Origin of the sequence: Enterobacter sp. 296B2 (assembly GCF_034106185.1) — a bacterium.
GTDB classification, from domain to species: domain Bacteria; phylum Pseudomonadota; class Gammaproteobacteria; order Enterobacterales; family Enterobacteriaceae; genus Enterobacter; species Enterobacter cloacae_N.
This window is the reverse complement of the sequence record NZ_JAWNCA010000005.1, coordinates 60,724-79,126: the sequence shown is the minus strand read 5'-3', so window position 1 is coordinate 79,126 and position 18,403 is coordinate 60,724. Positions and strand designations below refer to the sequence as shown.

Genomic DNA, 18,403 nt, shown 5'->3' with positions numbered 1-18,403 from the left:
CCGGCACACCGAGGTTTATGAGGCGCTAACTGCCGGTTTAGTCTGCACATTTTCCAGCATGCGGCGCACCGGAACAATGAGGACGATCAGCACTGCGGCACAAATCAGCAGCGCCATGGAGCAGCGCGCAAAGAGATCCGGCAGCATATCCAGCTGGTCGGCCTTCACGTGGCCGCCAATCAGGCCCGCCGCCAGGTTACCCAGCGCGCTGGCGCAGAACCACAGCCCCATCATCTGGCCGCGCATTCTCTCCGGTGCCAACAGGGTCATGGTCGCCAGACCGATCGGGCTCAGGCACAGCTCACCGAGCGTCAGCATCAGGATACTGCCCACCAGCCAGAACGGCGACACGCCCGCCCCGCCGTTGCTCAGCACGTTCTGTGCCGCCAGCATCATCAGACCAAAGCCCCCTGCCGCACACAGAATACCAATTACAAACTTGGTGATGCTGCTCGGGCGAATGTTCATGCTCGCGAGCTTCGGCCATGCCCAGCTGAACACCGGGGCCAGCAGGATGATGAACAGGGCGTTGATCGACTGGAACCACACCGCCGGAATTTCAAAATCACCAATCATGCGGTTAGTGTAGTCGTTGGCAAACAGGTTGAACGAGGTTGGCTTCTGCTCAAACGCGGACCAGAAGAACGCGGCTGAGACCAGCAGAATAAAGCAGACCAGCAGCCTGGCGCGCTCTTTGCGGCTCAGGCCCGCGAAAATGAACAGGTAGATAAAGTAGAGGGCAACAGACGCCGCAATCACGTAGACCAGCACGCTGGCTACCGCGACCGGGTTAATGACAATCACGCCCTGCGCAATCAGCGTCACGAGCGTTGCCACCCCTGCCGCCAGCGCCAGCAGCCAGACACCCACGCCGTTGCGCTTCACCACCGGGCTGTTCCATGTCGAGTCCAGACCGACTTCGCTGTCGTAGCGCTTCATCGCCGGAACGGCAAATACGCGGAAGATAATCAGCGCTACCAGCATCCCGATGCCGCCAATACCAAAGCCCCAGTGCCAGCCGTGGGTTTTAATCAGCCAGCCGGAAATCAGCGGGGCGATGAACGAGCCCATGTTGATGCCCATGTAGAACAGCGAGAAACCGCCGTCACGACGCGCATCGCCTTTTTTATACAGGGTTCCGACCATCACCGAGATGCAGGTTTTGAACAGGCCAGAGCCGAGCACGATGAACATCAAGCCGATAAAGAACAGGTTATTGCCCATGATGGCCGACAGCGCGATCGACAGATGGCCGAGCGCGATCAGAATCGAACCGTACCAGACAGCTCTCTGCTGGCCGAGCCAGTTATCAGCCAGCCAGCCGCCCGGCAGCGCGGCGAGGTACATGGTGCCGGCAAAGATACCGACAATCGCCGAGGCGTTTTCGCGCGCCAGGCCCATTCCGCCGTCATAGACGGTGGCGGCCATAAACAGGATCAGCAGCGGGCGAATGCCGTAAAACGAGAAACGCTCCCACATCTCGGTAAAGAACAGCGAACCGAGCGGATACGGATGGCCGAAGAACGTTCGGCTCTCTTTTTGATTAACAGAGGATTGCATAATTCTCCCGAAAGGTATGTGTCGTGCTTGTAAACACCAGCAGGTACGCCGGCCAGTTACGTATCTGACCGATTTTTTACATGCGGCGAAAAGTTAGTTAACCATTTGATAACCAGTCGCTAGTTTTGTCTAGTACCGGACCCTGGACTTTAAGATGAAAATTCGACGATTGTCTACTTTCTTAGATTTAAACGTGGTTGAAAATGAATAGTGATTGACATCACACAGAGAAAACTGGCGGTATGGTCAGGCAAAAAAAAAAGCCCGCGATAAACGCGGGCCTTCGTGAGATCGGCAATGATTATTTGCTTTTCTTAATGTGCTTAATCAAACGCTTACGCTTACGCATCTGGTTTGGCGTCAGGGTGTTGCGCTTGTTGGCGAACGGGTTTTCCCCTTCCTTAAACTGGATGCGGATAGGCGTGCCCATCACGTCCAGCGATTTACGGAAGTAGTTCATCAGATAGCGCTTGTAGGAATCCGGCAGGTCTTTCACCTGGTTGCCGTGGATCACCACGATTGGCGGGTTATAGCCACCGGCGTGGGCATATTTCAGCTTCACGCGACGACCGCGAACCAGCGGCGGCTGGTGGTCTTCCGCAGCCATATTCATGATGCGGGTCAGCATGGCGGTGCTCTGACGACGAGTGGAGCTGTCATAGGCTTCACGCACGGATTCGAACAGGTTACCGACGCCGCTGCCGTGCAGCGCAGAAATAAAGTGCACGCGGGCAAAGTCGATAAAGCCCAGACGGAAGTCCAGGGTCTCTTTCACCTGCTCGCGTACTTCATTGCTCAGGCCGTCCCACTTGTTGACCACGATAACCAGTGAGCGCCCACTATTGAGGATAAAGCCGAGCAGTGAGAGATCCTGATCGGAGATACCTTCGCGCGCGTCGATAACGAGCAGCACCACGTTGGCATCTTCAATTGCCTGCAGGGTTTTGATAACGGAGAATTTTTCCACCACGTCGGTGATTTTTCCGCGCTTACGTACCCCGGCGGTGTCGATGAGGACATATTCACGTTCATCGCGCTGCATCGGAATATAGATGCTGTCACGCGTTGTGCCCGGCATGTCGTAAACCACCACGCGCTCTTCGCCCAGAATACGGTTAGTAAGTGTAGACTTACCTACGTTTGGACGGCCGACGATAGCCAGCTTGATCGGCAGATCCTGCGGGTTGAAGTCATCCTCAGGCGCTTCTTCTTCGCCCTCTTCACCGTCTTCGAACTGCGCCCAGTATGCGGCGTCTTCGTCCACCTCTTCCGGTGGGTTCACTTCGTCCACCCACGGCAGCAGAACGGTTTCCAGCAGGCTGGTCACACCGCGGCCATGCGATGCCGCAATCGGGTGGATCTCCCCCATGCCCAGAGACCAGAAGTCCGCGATAGCCTGATCGGCATCGATGCCGTCAGTTTTGTTCGCCACCAGGAAAGTTGGCTTTTCGCGTGAACGCAGGTGTTTAGCGATTGCAGAGTCCGCCGGCATCAGGCCAGCGCGTGCATCCACCATGAACAGCACCACGTCCGCTTCTTCAATCGCCAGCAATGACTGTTCCGCCATACGGGTTTCAACGCCGTCTTCTGTGCCATCGATACCGCCGGTATCAATACAGATGAACTCGCGTCCTTCCACCTCTGCACGACCGTACTTACGGTCACGCGTCAGCCCCGGGAAATCCGCAACCAGCGCATCACGGGTGCGTGTTAAACGGTTAAAAAGAGTGGATTTTCCAACGTTAGGGCGCCCGACAAGCGCGACCACAGGTACCATGTTTGAAGCCTCATAAAATTCAAATAAACGTCGCTTTCGCGGCGTTTTTAAAAATGTCAAAACGGCTCCTGAGTGAACAGGAGCCGTTTAGTATACTACAACCGCCGGGTAATTAACGCGTGATCGCGTACAGCGTGCCGTCTTTTGCCTGAATCAGCAGTTTGCCGTCAGCCACAACCGGGTCGGTCAGGAAGCCTGAACCGTCCACTTTCTGCTGTGCCACGAAGCGGCCATTCTCTGGATCGATCCAGTGCATATAGCCTTCGCTGTCGCCTACCACCAGGCTGCCGTTATACAGTACCGGAGCGGTCAGCAGACGATGCAGCAGGTCGCTCTGTGTCCACAGCGTCACGCCGCCTTCGGTGCTCAGCGCCAGCAGGCGGTCGTTCTGGTCAACCATATAGATGCGGTTACCGTCCACGATGAAATCATTCACAGAGCCCAGCTCGCGTTTCCACATGATCTGGCCGCTGCGCAGGTCCAGCGCGGTCAGGTTGCCGTTATAGGCCAGCGCGTAAACCACACCGTCAACGATAACCGGCGTGGTGTCTACGTCGCTCAGACGGTCAATTTCCGTTGAGCCAGTGGCCTGAGAGATGCGCTGCTGCCAGATCATCTGGCCCTGCTGCATCAGCACGGCGCTCACGCGACCGTTGTCACCGCCCACAATGGCAGCGCCAAATGCGGTAGCCGGCGCAGATTCACCGCGCAGAGAGAGCGCTGGCATATCCAGGTTAACGGTCCATTTCACCAGACCGTCCGCTTCGTTCAGCGCCTGCAGCTGGCCGTTGCTGGTATGAATCAGCACCAGGCCGTCGCTCACCACCGGGCGAGACAGAGACTCACCGGCAACGGTCGTTTGCCAGGCAATGGAACCGTCGCTGCTGTTCAGCGCATACACCTGCGCCTTTTCGCTGCCCACGTACACATGACCACCGGAAACGGTCAGACCGCCAGACAGCAATGCAGGTTTACGGGAGAACCAGCCGTCTTTTTCCGCCAGGTTAACGGACCAGACTTCTTTTCCATCATCGGCGTTGACCGCTTTCACGGTACCTTTACGGTCAGCGGCATAGACAACGCTGTCGGCATAGGCCGGATGAAGGTTGGAATAAAAATCACCAATCCCACTGCCCACGGAGACATCCCACGCGGTGGATGGGGTAAACTGGTTTTCAACCGTCGGCAGTGGGGACATTTTCACAACGTCTTCTTCGCCACTGAACAGTGAACAACCACTCAATAACGTAACAGAAAGCAGTCCTGGCAGAAGTAATTTACGCAATTGCATCGGGTCCCTCTCAGACGGACAAATTATTTATTTTCATCTGCATCATTTCGCTCAGCGCAGGTGACGCTTTGCTCTCTACGCCAGCTTGCCACGCTTTACGCGCGCCCGCTTTGTCACCTTTGCTCAGCAGTGCTTCACCGCGCAGATCGGCAACGATGGCAGCAAAACCTTCGCCTTTGATGGTATCGAGCGTTTTCAGCGCGTCGTCAGCTTTTTTCTGCTGAACCTGAATACGTGCCAGGCGCAGATTGATCACTGCCTTCAGATTTTCATCGCTGGCAGCAGCAAGGCCCTGAGACAGCTGAGCAGCGGCTTTATCCAGTTCGTTCTTATCAACATACTGCTGAGCCACTTCCAGTGCAGCCAGCGCACCGTAGGTGTTTTTGTTGTCGGCGGCAAATTTCTCTGCCGCAACCAGCGTTTGCGGCTGATCGGCCCGAAGCGCGCTAACGGTATTTTCATAGGACAGAGACGCGCCGCGCGCGGAATCCGCCTGATGATTGTTCCAGTAACGCCAGCCAACCAGCGCACCCACACCTAAAATTACCCCAACAACCAGCGCTTTGCCGTTTTCAGCAAAGAAGCGTTTAATCGCGTCGACCTGATCGTGTTCGTTCTCGTACATTTCCACGCCGTCTTTCTCCTTAGCCCAATAGAGTGCGCAAGTGCGCCGCAACGCCGTCCTGCGTTACCGTTGTCTGCTCACCAGAGCGCAGGTCTTTTACTACCACTTCGCCGTTAGCCACTTCGGACTCGCCCAGCACCAGTGCAATACTTGCGCCCCACTTATCGGCACGAGCAAACTGTTTTTTGAAGTTGCCGCCGCCATGGTTGGTCATTAGCTTAACGCCCGGCAGTGCATCACGCACGCGTTCGGCAAGCTGCATCGCCGCAGATTGCGTTTCCGCGCCTGAAGCCACCAGGTATATATCGACAACGGAATCTGCTTTAAATTCCGGATTAACTGCCTGAACCAGCAAAACAAGTCGTTCAAGACCCATCGCGAAGCCAACCGCAGGGGCCGCACGGCCACCCAGTTGCTCAACCAGACCGTCATAACGGCCGCCGGCACATACGGTACCCTGCGAACCGAGGCTGGTGGTTACCCACTCAAACACGGTGCGGTTGTAATAATCCAGACCGCGCACCAGACGCTGGTTCACGCTGTAGGCAATGCCCGCCGCTTCGAGCAGCTTGCACAGACCGGTAAAGTGTTCGCGAGACTCGTCGTCCAGGTAGTCACCCAGCGCAGGGGCATCGTTCAGCAGCGCCTGGACATCAGGGTTTTTGGAATCCAGCACGCGCAGCGGGTTGCTGTACATGCGACGTTTGCAGTCTTCGTCCAGCTTCTCTTTGTGCTGTTCCAGGAACGCCACCAGCGCATCGCGGTAGTTAGCTCGCGCTTCCAGAGAACCGATTGAGTTCAGTTCCAGGGAGACATGATCGGCGATACCGAGCGCGCGCCACCAGCGGGCGGTCAGCATAATCAGTTCGGCGTCGATGTCCGGGCCCTGCAGGCCAAAGACTTCCACGCCCAGCTGGTTGAACTGGCGATAACGACCTTTCTGCGGACGTTCGTGGCGGAACATCGGGCCGATATACCACAGGCGCTGCTCCTGATTGTACAGAAGACCATGTTCGATGCCGGCGCGAACGCAGCCCGCCGTACCTTCCGGACGCAGGGTCAGGCTGTCGCCGTTGCGGTCCTCAAAGGTGTACATCTCTTTTTCAACCACGTCGGTCACTTCACCGATCGCGCGTTTGAATAACGGGGTCTGCTCTACAATCGGCAAACGGATTTCGCTGTAACCGTAGCTGCCGAGCACCTGCTTCAGCGTGCCTTCAATGCGCTGCCAGATGGCGGTTTCGCCAGGCAGGTAATCGTTCATGCCGCGGATGGCTTGAATGTTTTTTGCCACGTTTATTCTCTTTCTATATACAAAAAAAACCCAAAGAATGGGTTCAATCATACATGGGAAGCGGCATGCTTCCCATCACGTTATTTTTCAACCTGCTGAACGCTGATACGCTGTGTTTCGTCCATCATCGCGGCTTTGGCGCGGATGCGGGCTTCAAGCTGGTCGATCATGTCGCTATTATCCAGACGATCTTTACGAACGCCATCTTCATAGAGACCACTTTTCTTGTTACCGCCAGTTACGCCCAGGGTTGACACCAGCGCTTCACCCGGACCGTTCACCACGCAGCCGATGATGGAAACGTCCATTGGGGTGATGATGTCTTCCAGACGCTGCTCCAGGGCATTCACCGTGCCGATCACGTCAAATTCCTGACGTGAGCATGTTGGGCAGGCAATGAAGTTGATCCCACGCGAACGAATGCGCAGTGACTTCAGGATATCAAAACCGACCTTGATCTCTTCGACCGGATCGGCCGCCAGCGAGACGCGCAGGGTGTCGCCGATCCCTTCAGAGAGCAGCAGCCCCAGGCCGATCGCCGATTTTACAGAACCGCTACGCAGGCCGCCCGCTTCGGTGATCCCGAGGTGCAGAGGCTGCTCGATCTGTTTTGCCAGCAGGCGGTAAGATTCCACTGCGAGGAACACGTCGGACGCTTTTACGCTGACTTTAAACTGATCGAAGTTAAGACGATCGAGATGATCGACGTGGCGCATCGCGGATTCGAGCAGCGCCTGAGGCGTAGGCTCGCCGTATTTTTCCTGCAGATCTTTTTCCAGGGAACCGGCGTTTACGCCGATACGGATAGGAATATTTTTGTCGCGGGCGCAGTCCACGACCATGCGGATACGCTCTTCGTTACCGATGTTGCCCGGGTTAATACGCAGGCAATCAACGCCGTATTCGGCGACTTTCAGCGCGATACGGTAGTCGAAGTGGATGTCTGCAACCAGCGGAACGCTGACCTGCTGTTTGATCAGTTTGAACGCCTCAGCGGCATCCATAGTGGGCACGGAGACGCGAACAATGTCCGCGCCTACACGCTCTAATGCTTTGATTTGGTTGACCGTCGCTTCCACGTCCGTGGTGCGCGTATTGGTCATCGACTGGACGGCGATAGGTGCCCCATCGCCGACTGGCACATTCCCAACGTAAATCCGTTTCGATTTTCTACGTTGAATCGGAGCCTGGTTATGCATGAAAAATCTCCCGCGTTGCCCGTCTGTTACTGTGCTGCTGATTGTTCGGCATTAACGGTAAGACGTGCAACCTGGTTAGTTCTGATAAAGCGGCTCAGGTCGACAGGTTTTCCTTGATACTGGATCTGTACCGCTGCCGGAGCGCCAATTTTAAGCTTATAAGGAGCCTGACCGACCAGATTTAAATTGCCATCTTTACGCTGCAGGCCGCTGAAGAGTTTTTTACCTGTCGCGTCAGTCACTTCCAGCCAGCAGTCAGCCGTGAAGTTCATCACCAGCGCGTTTGGATCGGCGGCTGGCGCGGCTGTTGCCGCCGGGTCGGTCGGCAGGGACGCCGCGGTATTGTCCGCAGGCTGAGTCGCTGCCGGGGCGTTCATCGCAGTATCGACATTTGCCTGAGAAGGCGCGACGACCGCGTTTTGATCCTGGGCCTGCGGCGCAGCGGTGTTAGCCGTTGCGGCCGGAGTCTGTGCTGCTTCGGTCGCCGGAGCCGTTGTTTGCGGCTCGCTTGAGGTCGCTGCACCCTCGGTGTTCAGCGGGACGCTCTGGGCGCCACCGTTGCTCGCCTGATTGAGTTCGGCGGAGGATTGATCGGCCATGGTGGTGATCTCTTCCTGCTGCGCCTTGTGGTTCTGCCACCACCACGCGCCGGTCAGACCGACAACCACAAACAGCACCAGCCAGGTAAAGCTCATCAGCCAGCCATCACGTTTTTTACGGCGTTTCCCCAGGGAGAAGCTTTGCATCGGGGCAACTTTTGCTGCACGAACCGGTGCCTGCTTCTCCATCATTGGCAGTAATTCGTTTTCGGGGATGTGCACCAGCTTTGCGTAAGAGCGGATATAACCGCGCAGAAATGTTGAAGCCAGATCGGCAGGCGCCTTATCTTCTTCAATATCGCGAACCGTGGAAACCTTCAGGCACAAGCGTTCTGCAACGGCTTGCTGGCTGAGTCCGAGTTGTTCACGGGCGTTGCGAAGACGAACGCCAGTGGAGAGTGCTTCATGTTGGTCGTGAGTGGCTTCAGTATTCATTCGCTACAACTACTGGTACGTGAAAAAAAGGGTTCAGGTGCCGGTGAGTCACAATGCCACCCGCACCGCGAAACTTCAGGTCAGTTAACCTTGAACAGACAGTATAAGACTGTCAGCCCGGAGATGACAGTACAGCCCTGCCCGAACGGCTAAACTGTTGTTACGTCGTTACATACTGCCCGAAAGTCGGATGAAACGCACCGTAATTATTGATCAGTCATCACGAATCTGACTGATTATTCAATAAGATTAAGCATCACGGCGCAGATAATGCGCCGTGAGTGCATAATAATCAAACAGCTTTGACCGCAATCGTCTCGCCCTGCATGCGTTTACGCAGGGTACGTTTGGTACGGTCAATGACGTCGCCTGCCAGCTGTCCGCACGCAGCATCAATATCATCACCACGGGTTTTACGGACGATGGTGGTGAAACCATACTCCATCAGCACCTTGGAGAAACGGTCGATACGGCTGTTCGAGCTACGGCCATACGGTGCGCCCGGGAACGGGTTCCACGGAATCAGGTTGATTTTGCATGGCGTATCTTTCAGCAGCTCAGCCAACTGATGCGCGTGTTCGGTACCGTCGTTGACGTGGTCAAGCATCACGTACTCGATGGTAACGCGGCCCTGGTTTGCGTTGGATTTCTCCAGGTAGCGACGCACGGCAGCGAGGAAGGTTTCGATATTGTACTTTTTGTTAATCGGTACAATTTCGTCACGGATTTCATCGTTTGGCGCGTGCAGGGAGATAGCCAGCGCAACGTCAATCATGTCACCGAGCTTGTCCAGCGCAGGCACAACGCCTGAGGTAGACAGCGTCACGCGGCGCTTGGACAGGCCAAAACCGAAGTCATCCAGCATGATCTCCATCGCCGGCACCACGTTGGTCAGGTTCAGCAGCGGTTCACCCATCCCCATCATCACCACGTTGGTGATCGGACGCGTGCCGGTCACTTTCGCTGCGCCAACGATCTTCGCGGCACGCCAGACCTGACCGATGATTTCAGACACGCGCAGGTTACGGTTAAACCCTTGCTGAGCGGTAGAGCAGAATTTGCACTCCAGCGCACAACCCACCTGAGAAGAGACGCACAGCGTGGCGCGATCTTCTTCCGGGATGTAGACGGTTTCAACGCGCTGATCGCCTACCGCAATCGCCCATTTGATGGTGCCGTCCGCCGAGCGCTGCTCTTCCACCACTTCCGGTGCGCGGATTTCAGCCACTTCTTTGAGCTTGTTGCGCAGCACTTTGTTGATGTCAGTCATCTCATCAAAGTTGTCGCTGCAGTAGTGGTACATCCACTTCATGACCTGATCGGCACGAAACGGCTTCTCACCCATATCTTTAAAGAACTCGCGCATCTGCTGACGGTTCAGGTCCAGCAGGTTAATTTTTCCATTTTTATTGGGAACCGCAGGAATGGCGACTTCGGAGGTATTCACTAGTTCAGACATAATTTTTTCCGGCCTCGTTGTTACACGTTATGGCCCATGGAGGGTTGAATAGAAACGCCCCGGAAAGCGGTCTGCTCGTCCGGGGCGTTGCATTGTACAAAGTCTGGCGCAGGGATGCCACGTCTGGACGTGGCATTTACGAAAATAATGTGTAAACGAAACCGTTATATTAACGGGTACGTGGACACACTTCGCCTTCAGCGAAGAAGAACGCGATTTCGCGCGCAGCAGATTCAACGGAATCGGAACCGTGGGTGCCGTTCTCGGTGAAGCTGTCCGCGTAGTCAGCGCGCAGGGTACCCGCCAGCGCGTTGTCCGGGTTGGTTGCACCCAGCAGATCGCGGTGACGCTGTACTGCGTTTTCGCCTTCCAGCACGGATACCACGATTGGACCGGAGGTCATGAACTCAACCAGGCCATCAAAGAATGGACGACCTTCGTGCTCAGCGTAGAAACCACGAGCCTGCTCAACGGTCAGGTGCAGCATTTTGGTGCCAACGATCTTAAACCCTGCTGATTCAAAGCGAGCGAAGATGCTGCCAATAACGTTTTTTGCCACCGCGTTTGGTTTGATGATGGAAAAAGTACGTTCAATAGCCATGATAACCTCTGTCAATGTTCTGTTGTTTTGCATACCGGAGTATGGTGTGGCGCGGATTATAATGAGCAATAGCGCCATTGCCTATGGATTCAGGTAACATTTTTTTAAAATAAGACGAGTTTTAGCAACAGCTCACATCTGAACGCTGTTTTAAGGTCACTGCAGCGTAAAATTCACCGTCGCAACCTGCCCGGTCTCATCCATAACGAGTAACTGATAATCGCCCGGTTTATCAAGCTGTAATGTGTAAACCCGTCCTTTCACACTCAGCGGTTCACCGTTCAAAAACCACCAGCGCTCGCCGCTGTTGCCGATCGCCTGAAGCGGCAGCGAAACGCGGGACTCCCCCGGCAGACGTTTTATGACGGCCCCTTCGCGCACGCCGGTCAGGATGAGTGGCGCAGGTGCATCCTGCGAGAGCGGAGGACAGATTGTTGATGAAGTCGGGACCCGTACCGCACGACGCTCGGTCGCAGGCAGCCACGGCTCCAGCGGCAGCGGCCAGACATCGAGGACTTTTTCCGTTGCATCAGGGCAATCTGCCGCCACACGCTTGCCCGTTTTATCCACCCAGACCGGGAAACGAATGCCGCGAATGCCTTCCTGTTCGGGCAATAGCAGCGTAGGGGGTTCACTCCCTTCCAGCAGCCAGGTCGACAGACGACGCCGACAGTTTTCACTCCCTTCCGGCAGCGACTGACCGCCAGGCCAACAGATCACGCCCCGCCCGACGCTTTCCGGGCGCGGATCGCGCGGCAGGCGGGCCTCGTCTATGGTCGAGCGTGACTGAAGCAGGTTATTCACCTGGTTTAATAGCGGAACCGCGCTGGCAAAACCAAACTGCCCCGCTACGGGCGTGCCGTCCGGTCGTCCTGTCCAGATACCTATTACGTAACGGGCATTCAGACCGATGGCCCAGGCATCACGGTAGCCGTAGCTGGTGCCCGTTTTCCACGCCAGCGGCGCGATTTGCGGCAGCGCGCTGTCCGGCAGCGGCTGCGCCTCGTTCGCCAGAATACGGCGAATAATCCACGCCGAGCCCGGCGATAACAGCGGGCGTTCAGTCAGCGGGTCGCCCGGCTGTAAGCGCAGCCGCCCCGCCTTGCCATGCCTTGCAAAGGCGCTGTACGCGGCGGCGATATCCGCCAGCCTCGCGCCTGCGCCGCCCAGGATCAGCGACAGATTCGGCTGCGCTCCGGCAGGCAGGATCAGCGGCAGCCCGGCATTGCTCAGCATCCCGGCAAAGCGTTTTGGCCCGTAGGCTTCCAGCACCTGTACGGCTGGCAGGTTGAGCGAACGCACCAGCGCTTCACTCATGCTGACCGGCCCGTGAAACCCGCTGTCAAAATTTCCCGGGCGATAATCGCCGGTTTTTCTGGGCACGTCCTGAAGCAGCGAGGCGGGATGGATCAGGCCATCGTCCAGCGCCATACCGTAGATAAAGGGCTTTAATACCGATCCCGGAGATCGGATCGCGTTAACCATATCCACGTGGCTAAAACGCGTGTCGTCGGTGATATCTACCGAGCCAACCCAGCCGCGAACCTTCATGTCGGTATGATCGACTACGATCATCGCCAGCGAGCTGCGTGCCGGCAGGCGGGATTTCCAGTTCATCGCCAGCTCTTCCAGCTGCCGTTGCAGTCCGGCATCCAGCGTGGTGACAATCTTTGTGTCGCGACTTTTGCCAAGCATCATGCGTGCAAAGAGCGGCGCCAGCTGCGGCATCTGCCGGGGAGCCAGCCATACCGGCTCTTCACGGGACTCTTTCACCTGCTTTGCTGACCAGACGCCCTGGGTCATCATGCGGTCGAGCACTTTGTTGCGTGCCGCTTCGGCCCGCTCCGGCCAGCGGTCCGGGCGCAGGCGGCTTGGCGCCTGCGGCAGTACCGCCAGCAACGCCGCGTCGGAGTAGCTCAGCTGCGAAGGGGGTTTCCCAAGATAGGTCCAGCTCGCCGCCCCCACGCCCTGCAGCGTGCCGCCAAACGGGGCGCGGTTGAGATAGAGCGTAAGAATGTCACGTTTAGAGAGATGCCACTCCAGCTGCATCGCCCGCCATAGCTGGCGAATTTTGCCGCCAAAGGTGCGCGGATGCGGATCCAGCAGGCGCGCAACCTGCATGGTAAGCGTGCTTCCTCCCGAAACTACTCTTCCGGAGGTGAGATCCTGCCAGGCGGCGCGCAGGACAGAGAGCGGGTTTACGCCAGGATGATCCCAGAACCAGCGATCTTCGTACTGGATCAGAGCCTCAAGGTAGCGCGGAGAAACGTCTTCAATGGTAACCGGATAGCGCCAGATACCGTCGCTATCGGCAAAACGCCAGAGCGGTGCGTCCTTCTCGTCCACCACGACTCGTGCAGGGTTAACCTCTTTCAGAGGCAACGGCCACAGGCGGTCGGCGGCGATAATCAGCCCCCATAAAACGAGAAGCGCTCCCGCCAGCCAGAGCCAGCGGGAGCGTGTCAGACGTGCTCCCGGCATGTTACGGAACAACAATCAGCGGGCCGCTGGCCGCACCCGTTGCCCGCCACTGCGGAACGTACATAGACTCCACCATCGGAACCGGTACCTGGTAGGTTCCCGGCGTCACGGCGCGTGCCAGATAGACCAGTGTGACCGGCTGACCTTCGTTTACCGGCACGGCAGCCACAAAGCGGTCGTCGCGGAACTCCATATGCTGAATATCCGCCTGTTGCATCTGGCTGAGCAGGTTCTGCACTTCGCTACCGCTATCCTGCAGGCTGGCGCTGCTGCTCGCCAGATTCTGGTTTTCCAGCTCCAGACCTGCCGGGAGGAGATCCACCACCAGCGCATCCGGCACGTTCTGGCTGGCTTTCACTTCAAGCCAGACCAGCACCAGCTCACCGCTCTTCAGCGAAGAGAGCGATTTGCTGCTGCCATCGGTTGCCAGGATATGACGTTCAACCTGCAGCACGTTAGCGCTCGGCTGAGGGGCATATTCCGGATAGCCGGTGCTGTCCAGACGTACCCACAGCGGTGCCGTGCCGGTATTGGTTACCTGCAGCGCACCAAGCTGGTCGCCGCTCACGTTTTGTACCTGCGCCTTATCCCCGCCTGATGCGGTATCAGACAGGGAGGTTTTCGCCTGCCAGGCACCTGACAAGGTTTGCAGCGAACGTCCGGCCAGGAACAGCGCGTTGCTTTCCTGAGTAGACAGCCAGCGCTGGCTGAAAGCCTGTTCAGACAACGCATTCAGCAGCGTATTTTGCGCATCCGGCAGCAGCTTGTACTCTTCCAGCAGGGAGAGCATCAGGGCATTATCGCGCAACTGACTGCCGTAATCGGCCATCCAGTTTTTACTGTCGTTGCGCGGCGTTTTAAGTGCCAGATCCAGAGCCTGCTGGCTGCGCGGCGCATCGCCCATCAGTTTAAGCGCCATACCTAGCTGCATCAGCGGCAGCCCGGAGGCGGCCTGAGCGTGACGCTCCCTGATTTCACGCAGCGCACCGAGCGGCGCTTTTTGCTGACGTGCCAGCACCAGCGAGGCATAAGCCTGCACGGCAAATTTGCTGGCCTGAGTATCATCGCTGTAGCGAATGGACATCATGCCCGGATCCTGCAGGTAGCGCAGCAGACGGTTGTTGGCATTGTTCACCGCATCGGCAGGTACGCTATAGCCCTGCTCACCCGCGCGCACCAGGAAGTCAGTCACATAGGCGGTCAGCCAGTACTCTTCCGGGCCGTTTTTATCCCACAAGGCAAAACCGCCATCATCACGCTGCATCTGCAGCAGACGGGAGATCCCGACATCAATGGCAGCACGGCGCTTGTCATCGGTATCTCCTTTGATGCCAAGCGCGGTAAGCTGCGCCGCGTTGGTATAGAGAGACGGGAACAGGCCGCTGGTGGTTTGTTCCAGGCAGCCATACGGATACGCCTGCAGTTCGCGGATGTAGCGCGCCAGGTTGAGCGGTGGTTTACCGCTCAGCAGCAGTTGCCCCTGCAGAGTGGCAGGAGATAATCCATTGCTATGCTGTGCCGGCACGGTCCAGGACTCGCCAGGGTTCAGCATGGCACCGGTATTGACCGTCTGCGCCGGGAACGCCGGACGAATGCCGATTTTCCAGCTCTTCTGCTGCGGGGCAAAGGTTTCGCCAGGAAGCTCCAGACCGGTAACCTGTGCCGTCACCTCACCGTCGCCATACCCCTCCAGTGCACGCACCGGAATAAACAGGGTGCTGCGCGCGCCCGGAGGCAACTGAACCGGCTGCGGCTGTGCGCCTTCCAGTGACAGCTTGCCTGTCGCGCTCAGGGCAACCTTCAGCGTTTGCGGTTTGTCGGTCAGGTTGGTGAGATCCAGCGTCAGCCGTGAGGTATCTCCACTAGCCAGGAAGCGCGGCGTATTAAGCTCGGTAATAACCGGCGCGGCCACCACAACCTTGCTTTCGCTGCTGCCGAAGTCATCTTCCGTCCAGGCCTGCGCCATCAGGCGCAGCTCGCCGTTGAAATCACCAATCGGCAGCGTAACGGTGTCTTCCCCGTTGGCATCCAGCGTAACCGGCTGAGCCTGCTGGGCAATAATAGTGACGTGGTTCACCGGCGGTTTGCCGCCGCGCTTGAGTTCATCGCCGTCACCACCGAAACGCAGCGCGGCCATACGGCCCTGCCCTTCAATGACCTGGCCGTAGATATCGTAGATATCCGCGCCGTAGCGTTTCTGGCCAAAGAAAGCCTGCCACGGATCCGGCGTGACGTAATCGGTAATGTTCAGCACGCCGCTGTCCACCGCCGAGACCAGCACGTTCACTTTCTGCGGAACTGCCCCCTCTTTCACGCTGGCCTTCACCTTCACGGAGAGCGTCTGGTTTGGACGCATTTTCTGCGGGTTATCCAGCGCTATGTTCAGGCGACGATTTTCGTCGCCCATCGGCAGATGCAGCAGTCCAACCGCGCGCTTCGGCGTAGCGGATTTGGATTTATCGCCAGGACGCACCACCAGCGCGCTGAGGTAGAGATCGTGCCGTTTCCAGGCCTTATCCACAGGAATGGAGAGATCCAGACCGTTTGCCGGTACGTCGATCTCTTTCCACCACAGCGGCCCTTCGCTGGACTCAATCATGGCATAGCCCTTGCCTGCGGCCGGCGCTGCAATGTGTAGCTGGATGGTATCGCCTGGCTGATAGGCCGGTTTATCCAGTTTCAGCGTCACGCGGTCAGGGCGTGCTGCTCCCGTGCCGTCGCTGTTATCCTGCCAGCTGTAGCCCGCCCAGAAGCGCACGCTGCTGACCATTTCATCAGGCGCTTTCACTTCCAGACGATATGAGCCCCACTCCACCGGGAAGGTGACTTTTCCGGTTTCATCGGCCTTAAGGCTAAGCGCCTGCTCGCCTTCGACCAGGTCTTTCTGATCAAACTGAGACTGCCAGCCTTCGCTCTCAGACCAGTTCCAGAAGTAGTCACGGCGCTCGCGGATTAGGCGAACCTGCAAGCCGGAAACCGCTTTTTTCGCGCCGCTGGCATCGGCATAAACAATATCAAAGCTGGCGTTGCCGTTTTCATCGACAATCGGCTGGTTGACGGTGGTATCGGTACGGTAGTCGTAAACCGCTTTACTGGCGAATTGCGGGCGGATCCCCGGCAGCTCCGCCGCCGGCCAGATGGCCTGCTCAGCGCGACGCGTTACCGGACGTCCGCCTGACTCCAGCAGGCTGGCTTGCAGAATCAGCTGCAGCGGCGAGTGTACCTCTTTCCACTGGCTTTCGGTGGTCACCTGCCCGCGCCCCTGTTCATCCAGCGTAAGCTGTACTTCATCCAGGCTGCGGCTCAGGTTTTCCTCAGCAATATCACCGAACTGGAAGCCCGGCAGCGCAGCAACCGCCTCGCGCAGCGGACGCAGGAAAAGCTGGCCCTGCAGCGAGTTGCCGTTGGCCGGTGCGCCATAGAGGTAATAGCCCACAACGTTAAAGTCCACGTTATCCTGCGGGGAAACCGGTGCTTTTTGTCCCGTCAGGTTCAGCGCCATACGCTCAGGCATAAAATCTTCAACGTGGAAGTCCCACATGCGCTGCAGATTATCGCCCGTGTTGGCACGAATATGCCACATGCCGGTCTGCGCGCCGCTATCCAGCGGGTAATTGAAGCGGTAGAGGCCGTTTTCAGGCTGAACAACGATCGTACGTGCCACCTGGCCGTCCGGGCGCAGCACGTCAAGCTTCACGGGCTGGTCGGGAAGCGGTTTTCCGTCGCTGTCGCGCAGTAAGCCGTTGAGGATCACCGTTTCACCCGGACGATAGAGATCGCGCGGGCCAAACATAAAGAATTGCTTGCTGTAACCCGGGTTACCGGCAATATCGAACTCCGCCAGATCCAGCGCCGGAAGCTTGAGGTCAAGCAGCGTGGTCTGGCCGTCTTTGCTGGCCAGAATAAGCGCGGCTTCTTTATCGGTTTCAAGCTTCGCATGACCGTCGGCGTCGCTGTTCGCCTCGGCAAGCGTCTGCCCTTTATCATTTAACAGCGTGACGGTGACACCGGACTGCGCCGCACCGTTTTCCAGGCTCTGGGTGAAAATGTCCAGCCGGTTATGATAGCGGTGAGCGGACAAACCGATATCGCTCAGGGTAAAGAGCGTTGCGGCATTGCTGTAGCTGTAATGCCCGGCCTGGTTCATAACGGCAATATAGACGCCGGACTGCTGAAGCGGCTTGATATCTTTAAGCGGCAGGAGCAGTTTTTCGCGCGTGTTGCGCGCCGGATTGAGGTCAAAGCGACCGGTATAGACCAGCTCCGCCATCTTCAGCAGATTGTCGGATTCCCAGTTGGTCAGCGAGTTACGGTATTCCCACTGGCTGACAAAGGAGGCCAGCGATTCCGGCTTCACCCGGTAGAAATTAACGTCCACATTGTTGACGTTAAGCGCCATCACCGGCAGACCTTCCACTACCTTGCCCGGCAGCAGCGAGCCGCGGCTGGCAAAACCGACCGTCGGTTCTACATCCCGGGTGGTCAGGGCTTTTTCATAATCAATGCCGAAGGTCGCTTTGTTCAGCGCCACCAGGCCACGATCCACGGTGATGACCAGGTTTCGGTTAGGCTCCAGATGACGCAGGCGAAGCTCTTTCAGGCCAGGCGCAAGTTCCCACGCCCCGTCAACCTTGCCGCTTTTCTTATCCACGACATGCACCGTTTTGGCGAAATCCTGATTCGGATCCAGCGGTACAGAGAAGGTCAGCACCAGCGTGGCGGCACCGTCGAGCTGAACTTCCGAGGCATCAAGCAGGGTCAGCGCTTTTCCCTGACTCTGGGCGGCCATTTTAGCCAGCGTTTCAGCATCGGGCTTTTCTGCGGCTTTCGGTGTTGATGCAGTAGACGCTGCTGGCGCAGCAGCCTGAGGCTTATCATCGCTGTTATCACAGCCGACAAGTGTAAACGTGGTGAGCAGCGCGAGAGAGATCGCGGCTAAGCGAAACGGTTTCATCCTTTGTCCCTGGCCTGAGAGGGGGCCTGTTGGTCGTCGTCCGAATAAGTATTATCCGCAAGTTTCGTTAATACAAAAAGTCCAATTTTAGAATCTGGAAAGCGCCTCGCAGAATGGCATTCCCCCGT

11 protein-coding genes are annotated in these 18,403 nt (G+C 57.3%); all 11 read right to left on the bottom strand.

All coding sequences use genetic code 11. The annotated features are described in order from the left end of the window. Window positions 1–15: 15 nt before the first annotated feature. The 11 genes from URZ40_RS05530 to URZ40_RS05480 all read right to left on the bottom strand — a co-directional run bounded on the left by URZ40_RS05530 (window position 16) and on the right by URZ40_RS05480 (window position 18,275). A complete protein-coding gene (locus URZ40_RS05530) occupies window positions 16–1,560 on the bottom strand; it encodes a peptide MFS transporter (RefSeq protein WP_166712060.1) in 1,545 nt (514 codons plus the stop codon). 301 nt (window positions 1,561–1,861) lie between these two features. Continuing rightward, the gene (der, locus tag URZ40_RS05525; RefSeq protein ID WP_233002501.1) at window positions 1,862–3,337 is read right to left on the bottom strand and encodes a ribosome biogenesis GTPase Der; all 1,476 of its coding nucleotides are present in this window, start codon (window positions 3,335–3,337) and stop codon (window positions 1,862–1,864) included. Window positions 3,338–3,449: 112 nt separating this feature from the next. Continuing rightward, entirely contained in the window at window positions 3,450–4,628 is a 1,179-nt protein-coding gene (gene bamB / locus URZ40_RS05520; protein WP_116343253.1) for an outer membrane protein assembly factor BamB, read from the bottom strand. Between the two features lie 10 nt (window positions 4,629–4,638). Continuing rightward, window positions 4,639–5,259, bottom strand: coding sequence for a YfgM family protein (locus tag URZ40_RS05515; protein ID WP_061097402.1), 621 nt, complete (start codon window positions 5,257–5,259; stop codon window positions 4,639–4,641). Window positions 5,260–5,272: 13 nt separating this feature from the next. Further along, a complete protein-coding gene (gene hisS, locus URZ40_RS05510) occupies window positions 5,273–6,547 on the bottom strand; it encodes a histidine--tRNA ligase (protein WP_320719975.1) in 1,275 nt (424 codons plus the stop codon). An 80-nt stretch (window positions 6,548–6,627) separates the two neighbouring features. Further along, window positions 6,628–7,746 carry a flavodoxin-dependent (E)-4-hydroxy-3-methylbut-2-enyl-diphosphate synthase gene (gene ispG / locus URZ40_RS05505; protein ID WP_116343256.1) on the bottom strand — a complete coding sequence of 373 codons (1,119 nt, stop codon included), beginning with the start codon at window positions 7,744–7,746 and terminating at the stop codon, window positions 6,628–6,630. Between the two features lie 26 nt (window positions 7,747–7,772). Beyond that, entirely contained in the window at window positions 7,773–8,780 is a 1,008-nt protein-coding gene (gene rodZ, locus URZ40_RS05500; RefSeq protein ID WP_320719973.1) for a cytoskeleton protein RodZ, read from the bottom strand. 292 nt (window positions 8,781–9,072) lie between these two features. Then, window positions 9,073–10,239: a bifunctional tRNA (adenosine(37)-C2)-methyltransferase TrmG/ribosomal RNA large subunit methyltransferase RlmN gene (locus URZ40_RS05495; RefSeq protein ID WP_014884812.1), complete on the bottom strand. Its 1,167-nt coding sequence runs from the start codon at window positions 10,237–10,239 to the stop codon at window positions 9,073–9,075. A 169-nt stretch (window positions 10,240–10,408) separates the two neighbouring features. Further along, window positions 10,409–10,840, bottom strand: coding sequence for a nucleoside-diphosphate kinase (gene ndk / locus URZ40_RS05490; RefSeq protein WP_003860625.1), 432 nt, complete (start codon window positions 10,838–10,840; stop codon window positions 10,409–10,411). A 156-nt stretch (window positions 10,841–10,996) separates the two neighbouring features. Further along, complete coding sequence (gene pbpC, locus URZ40_RS05485) at window positions 10,997–13,321, bottom strand: peptidoglycan glycosyltransferase PbpC (RefSeq protein ID WP_320719971.1); 2,325 nt, start codon at window positions 13,319–13,321, stop codon at window positions 10,997–10,999. 1 nt (window position 13,322) lies between these two features. Next, entirely contained in the window at window positions 13,323–18,275 is a 4,953-nt protein-coding gene (locus URZ40_RS05480; protein WP_320719969.1) for an alpha-2-macroglobulin, read from the bottom strand. Between the last annotated feature and the right edge of the window lie 128 nt (window positions 18,276–18,403).

Excerpts from the sequence above, each read along its gene's own strand:
- bamB (WP_116343253.1), bottom strand. The coding sequence starts at position 4,628 with ATGCAATTGCGTAAATTACTTCTGCCAGGACTGCTTTCTGTTACGTTA.
- URZ40_RS05495 (WP_014884812.1), bottom strand. The coding sequence starts at position 10,239 with ATGTCTGAACTAGTGAATACCTCCGAAGTCGCCATTCCTGCGGTTCCC.
- ndk (WP_003860625.1), bottom strand. The coding sequence starts at position 10,840 with ATGGCTATTGAACGTACTTTTTCCATCATCAAACCAAACGCGGTGGCA.
- der (WP_233002501.1), bottom strand. The coding sequence starts at position 3,337 with ATGGTACCTGTGGTCGCGCTTGTCGGGCGCCCTAACGTTGGAAAATCC.
- ispG (WP_116343256.1), bottom strand. The coding sequence starts at position 7,746 with ATGCATAACCAGGCTCCGATTCAACGTAGAAAATCGAAACGGATTTAC.
- URZ40_RS05530 (WP_166712060.1), bottom strand. The coding sequence starts at position 1,560 with ATGCAATCCTCTGTTAATCAAAAAGAGAGCCGAACGTTCTTCGGCCAT.
- rodZ (WP_320719973.1), bottom strand. The coding sequence starts at position 8,780 with ATGAATACTGAAGCCACTCACGACCAACATGAAGCACTCTCCACTGGC.
- URZ40_RS05480 (WP_320719969.1), bottom strand. The coding sequence starts at position 18,275 with ATGAAACCGTTTCGCTTAGCCGCGATCTCTCTCGCGCTGCTCACCACG.
- pbpC (WP_320719971.1), bottom strand. The coding sequence starts at position 13,321 with ATGCCGGGAGCACGTCTGACACGCTCCCGCTGGCTCTGGCTGGCGGGA.